The organism is Catenulispora pinisilvae, assembly GCF_015356865.1.
Taxonomy (GTDB): Bacteria; Actinomycetota; Actinomycetes; order Streptomycetales; family Catenulisporaceae; genus Catenulispora; species Catenulispora pinisilvae.
Map to the genome: position 1 here is coordinate 1 of NZ_JAAFZA010000273.1, position 12,834 is coordinate 12,834.

Here is a 12,834-nt window from a genome sequence, read left to right on the forward strand (position 1 = left end):
CCCCATGGCCGCCCCCGCCACGCCCTGCACCACCCCGGCCAAGACCAGCCAGGTCCCGAGCCCGCCGCGTATCCGCACCTTGCCCATCACCACCGCGCCGACCGCTGCCCCGACGCCGAAGCCGGTCAGCAGCACGCCCATCCCCGGCGCGCCCCAGCCACGCCGCGTCGCCAGCAGTGCGGCGCCTACGTTCAGCGGGCCGACCATGCCGATGTTCGTCAGCGCCAGCCAGAGGACGTAGGGGCCCAGCACGGGATGGTGCGTTATGTAGCGGAGCCCTGCTACGAAGCTTCGCCCGAATGGCTCTTTGCGCGCGGCGGGCTTTGTGGCAGCGGTGGTGGCAGTACTCGTACTCACTTCCGCGCGGGACCGCAGGCCCATCAGGCTCGCCACCGACACCACGAAGCTCACCGCATCCACCACCAGCGCCGCCCCGAGCCCCGCCGAGGCCGCGACCAGACCGCCCAGCGGTGCCCCGACGGTCAGCGCCAGCCGCCCGGACAACGTCCACAGCACCGCCCCGCCCGAGTACTGATGCGGCTCCAGCAGGCGCGGCCGTAGCGCCACCGACGCCGGCAGGAACAGCGCGTCCACGATCCCGAACACCACTGCCACGACAGTGAGCAGTCCCAGCCCCGGCAGGCGCGTCACCAGCCCGGCCGCCGCCAGGCAGACCGCGGCGCGCAGGGCGTCGCTGCCGATCATCAGCTTCCGGGCGTCGAAGCGGTCGACGATCACACCGCCGAACAGGACCAACAGCAGGCGCGGTATCGACGAGACGGACAGGACCACCCCAGCGGCCGCCGGCGAGGCCGCGCGCACCGCGGCGTAGGCGAGCGCGACGTACCAGAACTGATCCCCGAGCGCGCTCATCGTGGCGCCACCGAGCAGGCGCAGATACTGCGGGTTTCGTATAGCGGGGATCTGGCGGGGGAGCGCGGCCGGGTTCGCTATAGCAGTCATCGCCTCAGGCCTTCTCAGGGAACGCGTGGAGGAACAGGAACACCCGCTCGCGGCCATCGGCAGGCTGCTCATCGGGCCGGATCGACGGATCCCGCCGCCCGACCTCCGCCCACTTCCGCATCACCACGTTCAGCTCCTCGCTCAGCCCGCGCAGCTCCTCCGGGGTCAGGCGCAGGTGCGAGTTCGTCGTCGTCGCAGCCCCCTGCCACTCCGGCGACCACTCCGCCTTCCGAGTGACATACGCCTCCAGCCGCTCGAACTGGTCCTGCACCGTCTGCGCGAAAGCGGTGTCGGCCACCGCCTTCCCCTCCGGCGTCCGGAAGTCGGCCTCGGACCAGCTGAACGACTCCTGCGGCACCCGCCACCACCGCTCCCGCCGATCCCGCGCCAGTTCCGGTGCCTCCTCGATGAAGCCGCGCTTGCCCAGCTCCCGCAGGTGGTAGCTGACCTGGCCCGGATCCGCGCCGTCCAGGTGCGCGGCCAAGATGGTGGTCGTCGAGGGGCCGAGCTGCGTGAGGAGCCGAAAAAGGCGCTGGCGCAGGGGGTGGGACAAGCCCTTAAGGACTTCGGGGTCCGTGATGCGGCGAGGTTGGGTCACACAGACGACCCTAATTGCAGAAGGAATCTTCTGCAAGGTTTCTTCTGCAATTAGGGTGAACACTCGATGCACGGCCGGCGACGGGGGCCGATCGCGGACTGGATCAGGGTTAGTATTCACCCATGAAGGCCAGGTGGGGGCGGGTGCTGTGGGCTGTCACGGCCATCGCGGTGGCAGCGTTCACGGCGGGGTGCACCAGCACCGCCGCACCGGATGCGATAGCGCAGCCGACGTCTTCTGCGCGGCCGACCGGAACCGCCGGTCCCGGGACGCCAGCGTCGGCGGCTTCTCCCGCGCGGCCTACCGGGCGCTCGGCTTCCGATCCCGCGCCGCGACCCACGACCCCGCCGGTCAAGGTGTCGGCGCCGCCGCCGATCACCGTCCGCACGGTCACGGCCCCGGCGCCGAGCACGAGCCCGTCAGCGCCGCCGACACCCGCGTGTACCGCTGCGGACCTCGCCCTCAACGGGACGAACGAGGTCCGATCCCAGGACGGCAACGCCGGCGAGTGGGTCACCCAGTTCATTCTGCGCAACGCGAGTGGGTCCAGTTGCCGGCTCAACGGCTGGCCCGGCCTTGCCTTCTTCGGCGAGGACACGATCATCCTGTGCCCGCCAGCAGGCGCGGCGGGCTCTTCGTGCCCGACTCCCGATTACACGACGCCGCAACCGATCTCGGTCACCCGGGCGCCCGGCGATCCGCGTGAAATCATCCTGGCGCCGGGCGGACTGACTCTCTTCGCTGTGCTGTGGACGCTCGGGGAAGACGCCGACGTCTGCGACAGCGACCCCGTGTGGGTCGGTCCCCACGGCGTCCACATCCTGATCCCCGGCGACCCCGAGCCGCTCACCCACCTGTTCGGCAGCACCGACGGCATCGAGCCCTGCGGGCAGCAGGTCCAGGTCACCGCCTTCGGCGCGGCCGGGTAGCGGCGAGCCGTCGACCCGACCTCGCCGGCGCGGGCCCACCGCCTGAGGCAGTAGCCGCGGGACCTACCGCCGCAGGCCTACTGCTTCCAGATGAACAGCATCTCCCCAAGGCTGCGATACCCGATCGACCCGTAAAGCCGCTCCTGATCGGCCCCGGCAGGCGAGAGCCACACGCAGTCCAGCCCCACCTTCTCCAGCAGATGCCGCGACAAAGCCGCCGTCACCGCCGCCCCCGCGCCGCGCCGCCGGAACGCCGGCCGCGTCGCGATCCCGCCGACCTCCGTCGTCCCCGCGATCGCCGAGCCGCAGGCCCCGCCGGCCATCGGCACGCCGGCCGAAGCGCTGCCCGCCGCGCCGCGCGCAAGCACCGCGAACTTGCCCGCCGTCACCGTCGCGCGTAGTCCGGCCACGTCGTCCGTGAAGTCCGCGTCGTCCTGCGGCTCCTGCGAATCCCCGAACGCCTCGCGCTGCGCCAACGCCACCCCGCGCAGCTCCTCGTCCGTCGCCGAGCCGTCCAGCACCACGACCTCGATGCCGTCCAGCGCCGCCGGCCCGACCAGCTCGGCCGCCGTCACCAGCATGAACGGCAGCCGCTGCTGCACTTCGAACCCGGCCGCCAGCAGCGCCTCCTGGACCCCCGGCGCGCCGCCCGGGGCGAACTCCAGGCGCGGCGTGCGGTCCCGCTTGGCGAAGGCGGCGACCAGCGCGTCGATGTCCGCCGGCGTGACCGTCGCCCCGGCCTCGGGCACCGCGTAGTTCAGGAACGGGCTGGCGTTGCCGGCGTCGAAGCCGATGTGGAACGGGCCACATGCCTCGTTGACGGCCCGGCCGCGCGCGTTGCCGTGCAGGTAGCCGTTGACCTTCGCTTCCAGCGAATCCAAAATCTAGAACCCCCACCTGTGAGCAGGGCTGCTCCGCCCCGGACGCGACAGACGGGGACCGAGCGTCACCGTCAACACCGCGACAGCCTGGCAGACTACCGTCGATGACAGATCCGACCGCCACCGATTTAACGCCCGGCGCCCCGTTGCGCGCCGAGGCGCGGATCGACCTTGACGCGATCCGCGCCAACACCCGGCGCGTGGGCCAGATCGTCGCCGAGTCCGGCACCGGGGTGATGGCGGTCGTGAAGGCCGACGCCTACGGTCACGGAGCCGTGCCCTGCGCCCGCGCGGCCAAGCAGGCCGGCGCGGCGTGGCTGGGCACCGCGCTGCCGGAAGAGGCACTGGAGTTGCGCGCGGCCGGCCTGACCGGGCCGATCCTGGCCTGGCTGCATCCGGCCGGCGGGCCCTGGGACGAGCTGATCGCCCGGGAGATCGACGTCACCGCCTACGCCCCCTGGGTCCTGGACGAGATCACGGCCGCCGCGCAGCGGGTCGGCGTGCCGGCCCGGGTGCAGCTCAAGGCCGACACGGGCCTGGGCCGCGGCGGCACCCAGCCGCACGACTGGCTGGAGCTGGTCGAGCTGGCCGCGAAGGCCGAGGCCGCCGGGCAGGCCCGGATCACCGGCGTCTGGTCGCACTTCGCGTGCGCCGACGAGCCCGGCCACCCCTCCATCGGCTCCCAACTCGACCTCTTCCACCGGGCGCTCGCCGTCGCCGACCACGCCGGCCTGCACCCCGAGGTCCGGCACATCGCGAACAGCCCGGCCCTGCTGAGCCTGCCGGAGGCGCACTTCGACCTGGTCCGCGCGGGCTTGGCGCTCTATGGCCTCTCGCCACTGCCGGACACCACCAGCGCGGACTTCGGCCTGCGGCCGGCGATGACGCTGCGGGCCCGGGTGGCGCTGGTCAAGAACGCCCCGGCGAACCACGGCGTGTCCTACGGGCACATCTACCACACCGCCCGCGCCACGACCCTGGCCCTGGTCCCGCTCGGCTACGCCGACGGCCTGCCCCGCAACTCCTCCAACGTCGGCGAGGTGCTGATCGGCGGGCGGCGGCACCGGGTGGCCGGGCGGATGGCGATGGACCAGTTCGTCGTCGACCTGGAAGACCCGGCCGCCATCGCCGACGTGCGGGTCGGCGACGAGGTCGTGGTCTTCGGCCCCGGCGACCGGGGCGAGCCGACCGCCGAGGACTGGGCCCGGGCCACCGGCACGTTGAATTACGAGATCGTCACGCGGATCGGTCCGCGTGTCCCACGGGTCTACGTCGGGAATCCGTGACGTGAGGGGCCGCCGGTGTTCCACCTGAGCGGCGGTCGAGTGGAAGGGGCGTCATGGCAGTCAGCACCGCTAAGAAGGCGGGCATCGCCGGGGCCGCGGTCGGCGTGATCGCCGCCGGGGCGGCCGCCGGGTTCGCCATCGAGCGCGCCACCATCGGCCGCGCCGTCCGCCGGCTGGCCGAACCGCGCCGGCTGGCCGAGCCCTACGGCACCCTGCGCGGCAGGCCCCTGACGGTCCGCGCCGACGACGGCGTCGGCCTCTACGTCGAGGTCGACGGCCCGCAGCTGTTCTCCGGCGGCGCCGGCTGGGCCCGCCGCCGGGCCGCCGGCACCGTGACGACCGACCCGACCCTGGTCTTCTGCCACGGCTACGCCCTGCACCAGGACACCTGGCACTACCAGCGCGCGGAGTTCGCGGCCACCAACCGCTGCGTGTTCTGGGACCAGCGCGGCCACGGCCGCTCCGAGCGCGGCGCCCCGGCCTCGCACACCATCGACCAGATAGGACGGGACCTGCACGCCGTCCTGGAAGCGGTGTGCCCGGACGGCGACGTGATCCTGGTCGGGCACTCCATGGGCGGGATGGCGATCCTGGCCCTGGCCGCCGAGCACCCCGAGCTGTTCGACGGCCCGGAGGGCGACGAGCACGCGCGGGTGCGCGGCGTCGTGCTGTGCTCCACGACCGAGGGGCACTGGAGCGAGATGACGCTGGGCCTGCCGGCCCGGGCCGCGCAGCTGTTCCAGCGCACCGCCCCCGGCGTGCTGGCGCTGCTCGGCCGCGGCCACACCCTGGTCGACCGCACCCGCCGGGCCGGCACCGACCTGGCCCAGCTGCTCACCCGCCGCTACGCCTTCGCCTCCGATGTGCCGCCGGCGCTGGTCCGCTTCACCGACGAGATGCTGTCCAGCACCCCGATGGACGTCATCGCCGACTTCTTCCCGACCTTCGCCGGGCACGACAAGTCCACCGCGCTGCCGGCCCTGGCCCGGGTGCCGGTGGAGATCATCGTCGGCGACCACGACCTGCTCACCCCGGCCTTCCACAGCGAACGGATCGCCGCCGGCATCGACGCCGCCGCCGAGCACCCGGGCCAGGCCGGACTGGAGATCGTCCCGGCCGGCGGCCACGTCCTGCCGCTGGAGCACCCCGACGCCGTCGACAGCGCGATCCGCCGGGTCCTGGCCCGGGTGCGGACACCAAGCCATTAGGGCTAATCACGGTGCGAATCATGCGATGACCGCACAGTCTGGGAGCTGTGCAGACAGCGGAGGCTCCCGGTTCGGCTGAGACTTCGGAGTTCGACGACGTCTGGGTCGTCATCCCCGTCTACAACGAGGGCTCGGTGATCGCCGACGTCGTCGCGGGCGTGCTGCCGACGTTCCGGAACGTGGTGTGCGTGGACGACGGCTCGCGCGACGACTCGGCCGAACAGATCTCCCGCACGGCCGCGCACCTGGTCAGCCACCCGGTGAACCTGGGCCAGGGCGCCGCGCTCCAGACCGGCCTGGAGTACGCGCTGCTCCAGGGCGGCTCGGAGTACTTCGTCACCTTCGACGCCGACGGCCAGCACCGGGTCCAGGACGCCGCCGAGCTGGTCCGGGCGGTCCGCGACGGCGGCGCCGACGTGGCCCTGGGCTCCCGCTTCCTGGGCGGCACCGCGCATGTCCCGTGGCTCAAGCGCGCGCTGCTGAAGACCGTCGCCGCCGTCAGCCCCGCGGCCCGCCACCTCCAGCTCACCGACGCGCACAACGGCCTGCGGGTCCTGAACCGCCCCGCGGCCTCCCAGCTCAAGATCACCATGAACGGGATGGCGCACGCCTCGGAGATCGTCGACTACCTGGCGCGCTCCGGGCTGGAGGTCACCGAGGTCCCGGTGACCGTGCTCTACACCGACTACTCCAAGGCCAAGGGCCAGTCCCTGATCAACGGCGTCAACATCCTGTTCGACCTCTCGCTGCGGTCGCGGAGGACGCCATGATCATCCAGGCCATCCTGCTGGTGATCGCGGCGGTCTTCCTGCTGCTGTTCATCCGGAACTGGTACTCGGTGCAGACCAGGGCCCTGAAGCGGCTGGCGTTCCTGATCTTCATCGCCCTGATGGTGGTGGCGATCCTGCGGCCCAACTGGGTGAACTCGGTGGCCCACAAGGTCGGCGTCGGCCGCGGCACCGACCTGGTGCTCTACGCGCTGGCCGTGGCCTTCGTCTTCGTCTCGGTGAACACCTACTTCCGGCTCAAGACCCAGGAGTCGCGATTCACCGAGCTGGCCCGGGTCATCGCGGTGCGGGACGCGACCGAGATGAACGCCAAGCGGCTGGGGCGGCCCGTGGTTCGGGAGGCTTTGGGGCGGGAGGCTTCGGCGCGGGAGGTTCCGGCTCACGAGGTTCCGGCTCACGAGATTCCGGCTCACGAGGCGACAGTGGCCGAGACCCCGGTTCGGGAGGCGCGGCCATGACCGGCCGCACCGGGCTGACCGCCGGCGACAAGGTCCTGATCACCGGCGGCGCCGGCTTCATCGGCTCCACGGTCGCCTCGGCTTGTCTGGACGCCGGCCTGGTCCCGGTGATCCTGGACAACCTGTCCACCGGCCGCCGCGAGTTCACCGAGGGCCGGATCTTCTACGAGGGCGACATCGCCGACGCCGCGCTGCTGGACCTGGTCTTCGCCGAGCACCCGGACCTGGCCGCGACCGTGCACTGCGCCGCGCTGACCATCGTCCCGGAGTCGGTCGCCAACCCGATCCGGTACTACCGGGAGAACGTCACCAAGACCCTGGAGCTGATCGAGGGCCTGGTCCGCAACGACTGCCGCCGGCTGGTGTTCTCCTCCTCCGCCTCGGTCTACGCCGCCGGGTCGTCCGGCAAGGTCGACGAGAACGCGCCGCTCGGCCCGGCGAGCCCCTACGCGCGCACCAAGGCGATCACCGAGTGGGTGCTGGAGGACGTGGCGCGGGCCGGTGACGTGCGGGCCATCGCGCTGCGCTACTTCAACCCGATCGGCGCCGACCCGGAGTTCCGCACCGGGAACCCGAACCCGGAGCCGCCGCACGTCCTGGGCAAGATGATCACCGCCTACCAGAGCGACGAGCCGTTCCACATCACCGGCGTGGACTGGCCGACCCGCGACGGCAGCGCGATCCGCGACTACATCCACGTGTGGGACCTGGCCGAGGCGCACGTCGCGGCGTTGCACAACTTCGACGCGATCGTGGCGCGGCACGCAGTCCCGGGGACCCGGCACAGCGCGGTGCCCTACGAGGTGATCAACCTCGGCACCGGAGACGGCACCACGGTCCGCGAACTCGCCGACGCCTTCCAGGACGTGGTGCCCGGCGGCCTGGAGGTCCTGGACGCCCCGCGCCGCCCCGGCGACGTCATCGGCGCCTATACCGGCACCGCCAAGGCGCGCCAGCTGCTGGGCTGGGCGCCGCAGTACTCGGTCGCCGAGGGCATCCGGGACGCGCTGGCGTGGGCCCGGGTCCGGGCCGGCATGCCCGCGCCGACCCGGCAGAGTGCTGCGGCTGATGCCCGGTCCTCGGCTCGGGCCTCGGCGGTCGTCGACGTCCTGATGCCCTACTACGGCGACGTCGCCATGATGCAGGAGGCGGTGCGCAGCGTCCTGGCCCAGCGCGACCCGCACTGGCGGCTGACCGTGGTCGACGACGGCACCGAACCCGGCGTCCCGGAGTGGTTCGCCGGCCTGATCGCCGAACACGGCCCCGACAAGATCTCCTACGAACGCAACGAGACTAACCTCGGCATCACCGGCAACTTCCAGAAATGCCTGAGCCTGGTCACCCAACCGCTGGTCACCATGATCGGCAGCGACGACCGCTTGCTGCCGGACTACATCGGCACCGTCCGAGCCCTGATGCGCGACTACCCGCGGGTCTGCCTCGCGCAGCCCGGCGTGGAGGTCATCGACGAGAACGGCGAGGTCGTCGAACCCTGGGTCGACAAGGTCAAGCGCCGCGTCTACGCCCCGCGCTTCCGCGGCGCGCTGGTGCTCGGCGGCGAATCCCTGGCCGTCAGCCTCCTGCGCGGCAACTGGATGTACTTCCCGGCCATCTGCTGGCGCGCCGACGTCATCACCGAGGTCGGATTCAACCCGAACCTGCGGGTGGTCCAGGACCTGGCACTCACCCTGGAGTGGGTGCGGGCCGGGGCGCAGATCGTGGTCAGCGACACGGTGTGCTTCCAGTACCGGCGGCACGCCGTCAGCGTCTCCAGCGAGCGGGCCCACAGCGGCGCCCGCTTCGCCGAGGAGCGGGACTTCTTCCTCGACGAGGCCGTGAAGATGGACGGGCTGGGCTGGCGACACGCGGCGCGCGCGGCTCGGCTGCACCTGTCGTCGCGGCTGCACGCGGCGACGTTGTTGCCGGGGGCGTTGCGGCGGGGGAGCCGCAACGGGGTGCGGACGTTGGCCGCCTACGCTTTCGGGCCGACTCGGCGCGGCGCCGGCGGTTCGGCTGCCGGTTCGGGTGCCGCTGGTTCGGGATCGGCGGGCTCGGGGTCAGGGCCGGGGTCAGCAGGCTCTGCGAGCTCCGCGGGCTCGGGACCGGGGTCAGCTGATTCTGCGAGCTCCGCGGGCTCCGCGGGCTCGATCGGACCGGTTGGTTCCGCAGGCTCGGCCGGTTCCGCACGTTCGGCCGGTTCCGGCAGTTCAGCCACCCCGACCAGGGGACCGGCCCGGTGAGCGGACCCGGAGCGTCCGACCCGCCGCTCCTCCCACTCCCGGAACCAGACCCGATCCTGCCCGAGGTACCGGGCCGCACCACCCGAGCACGCCAGCGCGTCGTCAGCACCCTGAACCGGCCGTGGCTCCTGGCCCTGATCGGCTTCTTCCTGGTCTCCGCCGGCTGGGCCTTCGCCTCACCGATGTCCACCTCGCCGGACGAGCCCTCCCACATGGTCAAGGCGGCCGCGACCGCCCGGGGCGAGTTCGTGAACTCGACCTCGCGCCACGAGATCAGCGGCGGCTTCGAGAAGACCTGGCTCGGCTATCCGCTGCCGGCCAAGTACAACACCCTCGACGCGATGTCCGCCTGCTTCCGCAACCAACTCGTCTCCGCGGCCTGCGGCAAGAAGTTCGGGACCGACAACTCCACGGCGATCGTCGAGACCTCCGCAGGCAACTACAACCCCGCCTACTACTTCCCTGTAGGGCTTCCCAGCCTGTTCCTCCCCGGAGTGGGAGCGCTATATGGGATGCGCCTAGCGTCCGCACTCCTCAACTCGGGGCTGCTCGCGGCGGCCGTCGGCATCGCCTCCGGCTGGCGCCGTCCCGGCTGGCCGGTATTGGGAGTCGTGGCCAGCGGCACCCCTATGGCGTTGTTCCTGAGCGGCACCGTGAACTCCAACGGCATGGAGGCCACCGCCGCCGTACTCGCCTGGGCCTCCGGCATGTCGCTGGCGCTCGACGACGACCCGAAACCGGGCCAGGTGACGCGGCGCGCCGTGGGCCTGGCCGTCGGCGGGGCACTGCTGGCGAACACCCGGAGCCTGGGGATCGCCTTCGTGGCGTCCGTGCTGGTCGCTTTGGTGATCGTGGCCGGACCGCGCAAACTGGCGTGGCTGGCCCGGTTCCGGGCGGTCCAGATCATGGCCGGGGTGCTGGTGGTCGGCGGGGTCGCGGCGTTCCTGTGGAGCCGGTACGCGGACACCCTCACGACCTCGAACCTGTCCTTCCCGACACTGACCCCCGGGGTCGTGTTCAACGAGGTCTTCTGGAGCTCCGGCACCTACATCATGCAGGTGGTCGGGGAACTCGGCTGGCTCGACGTGGCGCTGCCGCCGGGCACCACGATCGCCTGGTACGCCGTCGCCGGCCTGCTCATCCTGTGCGCCCTCGGCGTCGGCCGGCTCCGGGAGACGGCGGTGGTGGCGGCGCTCGTCGTCGGCACCGTGGCGATCCCGCTGGTCGCGCAGGTGCTGGAGGCCAAGCGCTTCGGCATCGGCTGGCAGGGCCGCTACATCCTGGCCTGGGTCCTCGGCCTGCCGGTGCTCGCCGGGCTGCTGATGGCCCGCCGCGTCGGGGCGGACCTGCCCGGCGCGCTGGAACGGCGGGTCCCCACCGCGGCGGCCGTGGTGCTGGGCCTGGCCGGGCTCGGGGCCTTCTACTGGTCGATGACGCGGTACGCGCACAGCGGCTGGCGGAAGTACGGCATCACCCCGATCCAGTGGAGCCCGCCGGGCGGCTGGATCCTGTGGTGGGTCGTGTACGCGATCGGACTCGCGGTGCTGGTCGCGACGGTCGCGGTCCGGCGGCGCGACGTATTGTGGCATCCACCGCCGGCCGCCTGAGTCGCTTCATCGCCCCTTAGTGGTTCCGCGGCCCCGCGAAGTTGTTCATCCAGGACTGATCCCCGGTCGCCGAGCACTGATGGTTCGGCGCGTACTTCGGACACGAGCCGTCCGGCTTGCGCATGGTCTGCGACACGTACGCGAGGATCTTGTAGCTGTTCGTCTTCGCGGGCATCCAGTAGTCCGACACCGACGACGCCGCGCTCCCCAGCACCAGCAGCACCGCGGCCAGCGCCCCGACATGCGCGCCGAGCCGCGACGGCAGCGGCGGCCAGCCGGCCAGGCGGGTGGCGGCGAACGCCGTCGCCGCGGCGCCGAGCACCAGGACGCAGTACAGGAGCTGGTTGCCGGTACGCGGCCACAGCTGCACCGTGCCCGTCGCCCACATCCGCGACGCGATCTCCATCCGCCACAGCCAGGTGCCGCCGAACACGCACGCCACCGTCACCGCCAGCGGCCGCTGCCAGCCCAGCCACAACGCCACCCCGACCCCGGCGAACGTCAGCACGCTGAACAGCCCCAGCCCGGCCAACTCGCCCGGCGGCGGCCACTGCCCCACGTCCCCGGGCATGTCGGTCCGCCACATCGAGAAGAACGCCGGATCGGTGTACGCGTCGAAGCCGTAGGCGCGATCCACGTTGCCGGGCCCGGTCAGGTCCTTGACGTACCAGCCGCACAGCAGCCCGAACACCGCGACCGTCACCCCGATGAACGCCAACAGCCGCCCGACCCGCACCTTGGACCACGGGAACAGCAACAGCACCGCGGCCACCAACCCGGGCGCGCTCCACAACGACGAGCCCGGATAGATCAGGAACAGCAGCGAATACAGCAACCCGAACAACACCGCGCTGACCAACACCCGCCGCCACGCCATGTCCCCGACCCGCATCGTGTGCCGCACCGAGACCACGAACACCGGCAGCAATACGATCATCACAACAGCGCCATACGGCTTATACGGATCGATGATCGAGTACGCCGGCACCACCCCCACCACCAGCGCCCACAACGGACTCAACACGAACCGCCACGCACAATAGGCGGCCGGCCCGGTAATAGCGGCCCCACCGATCTCCATATCGCGGAACGCCGCCGCGGTGTCGCCGTGGTGGAACAGCTGCGCCCACCACGCCAACGCGTGCAGCGTCAGCGGCGGATACGTCGGATTCGGGTTCCCATGGCCATGCACGATCGACGCCGACCACTCCACCAACCGCCCAGTGTCCCCGGACAGGCCGAACAGGGGCCACGGAGTCCCCTTCAACGCCACCACAATCCCGCCGGCCAAGAACCCCGACGCCAGCCCCGCCAGCGCAGCACAGACCACCCGCTTCGCCACGTCATACGCCCGCCCCCCGCGCCACCGGTGGCAGAACATCAGCACCCCGATCAGCACCACCCCGAGCACGGTGTACCGCACCTGCAACGCCGCCAACGCACTGACCTGCCCCGTCCGATCCAACGGATCCACATCAACGAACCGCGCCGCCACCGGCATCACCAGCCCCCCGGCCACCGCCGCCACCACCTCGGCACCCGGCACCACCACACGCCGCAGGCCCGAAGCCCAACCGCTCATCGAGCCCTGCCTCTCCACATCCACTCACCACCCACGCTGCCGGGGGAACGATCCAGAACGCCCCCGGTAACGCTCCACGCGGCCAGCCGCGATCCCGGCCCGCCAGGAGCTCCGCCCGGCCGCCAGCCGCCCACGCCGCCGGCATCAGCCACGCGCCGCCGCACCACCACCCCGCTCACCGCGCAGGCATTGCCGCACTTCGCGCTGACCTCACCGCCGCCCACGCCGCCGGCATCAGCCACCTGCCGCCGCACCACCACCCCGCTCACCGCTCCCGCCACGCCGGCTCTGCTT

Annotated in this window: 11 protein-coding genes and 1 pseudogene; 8 read left to right on the forward strand and 4 right to left on the reverse strand. The window is 71.9% G+C overall.

All coding sequences use genetic code 11. The features are described 5' to 3' along the window. Together IZR01_RS42300 and IZR01_RS42305 are read right to left on the reverse strand one after the other, a co-directional pair. The coding region (locus tag IZR01_RS42300) for an MFS transporter (protein WP_194927116.1) at window positions 1–963 on the reverse strand (963 nt) is incomplete at its 3' end. A 4-nt stretch (window positions 964–967) separates the two neighbouring features. Further along, window positions 968–1,561: a helix-turn-helix domain-containing protein gene (locus IZR01_RS42305; RefSeq protein WP_194927117.1), complete on the reverse strand. Its 594-nt coding sequence runs from the start codon at window positions 1,559–1,561 to the stop codon at window positions 968–970. Window positions 1,562–1,683: 122 nt separating this feature from the next. Between IZR01_RS42305 and IZR01_RS42310 the strand changes: the two genes are divergently transcribed. After that, window positions 1,684–2,490 (forward strand): DUF4232 domain-containing protein, encoded by an 807-nt coding sequence (locus IZR01_RS42310; protein WP_194927118.1) that lies wholly within the window; start codon window positions 1,684–1,686, stop codon window positions 2,488–2,490. 77 nt (window positions 2,491–2,567) lie between these two features. Here the strand turns inward: IZR01_RS42310 and IZR01_RS42315 are convergent, their stop codons facing one another. Continuing rightward, complete coding sequence (locus IZR01_RS42315) at window positions 2,568–3,371, reverse strand: GNAT family N-acetyltransferase (protein WP_194927119.1); 804 nt, start codon at window positions 3,369–3,371, stop codon at window positions 2,568–2,570. Window positions 3,372–3,475: 104 nt separating this feature from the next. On the opposite strand from IZR01_RS42315, the gene alr reads away from it, so the two are divergent. From alr to IZR01_RS42350, 7 genes and pseudogenes are all read left to right on the forward strand, one after another. After that, a complete protein-coding gene (alr, locus tag IZR01_RS42320) occupies window positions 3,476–4,657 on the forward strand; it encodes an alanine racemase (protein ID WP_194895868.1) in 1,182 nt (393 codons plus the stop codon). Window positions 4,658–4,710: 53 nt separating this feature from the next. Further along, complete coding sequence (locus IZR01_RS42325) at window positions 4,711–5,865, forward strand: alpha/beta fold hydrolase (protein ID WP_194927120.1); 1,155 nt, start codon at window positions 4,711–4,713, stop codon at window positions 5,863–5,865. 47 nt (window positions 5,866–5,912) lie between these two features. Then, complete coding sequence (locus IZR01_RS42330; RefSeq protein ID WP_194895866.1) at window positions 5,913–6,635, forward strand: glycosyltransferase family 2 protein; 723 nt, start codon at window positions 5,913–5,915, stop codon at window positions 6,633–6,635. Further along, window positions 6,632–7,111, forward strand: a complete 480-nt coding sequence (locus tag IZR01_RS42335; protein WP_228561213.1) for a DUF2304 domain-containing protein — start codon at window positions 6,632–6,634, stop codon at window positions 7,109–7,111. Before IZR01_RS42330 ends, IZR01_RS42335 begins: the two co-directional genes overlap by 4 nt. Further along, window positions 7,108–8,148: pseudogene (galE, locus tag IZR01_RS54830) on the forward strand (UDP-glucose 4-epimerase GalE); the annotation flags it as partial. The gene IZR01_RS42335 and the pseudogene galE, both read left to right, overlap by 4 nt. A 75-nt stretch (window positions 8,149–8,223) precedes the next feature. Then, window positions 8,224–9,351 (forward strand): glycosyltransferase family 2 protein, encoded by a 1,128-nt coding sequence (locus IZR01_RS54835; RefSeq protein ID WP_438939719.1) that lies wholly within the window; start codon window positions 8,224–8,226, stop codon window positions 9,349–9,351. Further along, window positions 9,348–10,958, forward strand: coding sequence for a DUF2142 domain-containing protein (locus IZR01_RS42350; protein WP_194895865.1), 1,611 nt, complete (start codon window positions 9,348–9,350; stop codon window positions 10,956–10,958). Before IZR01_RS54835 ends, IZR01_RS42350 begins: the two co-directional genes overlap by 4 nt. A 16-nt stretch (window positions 10,959–10,974) precedes the next feature. On the opposite strand, the gene IZR01_RS42355 is transcribed toward IZR01_RS42350, so the two are convergent. Continuing rightward, entirely contained in the window at window positions 10,975–12,540 is a 1,566-nt protein-coding gene (locus tag IZR01_RS42355; RefSeq protein WP_194927121.1) for a hypothetical protein, read from the reverse strand. Window positions 12,541–12,834: the final 294 nt, after the last annotated feature.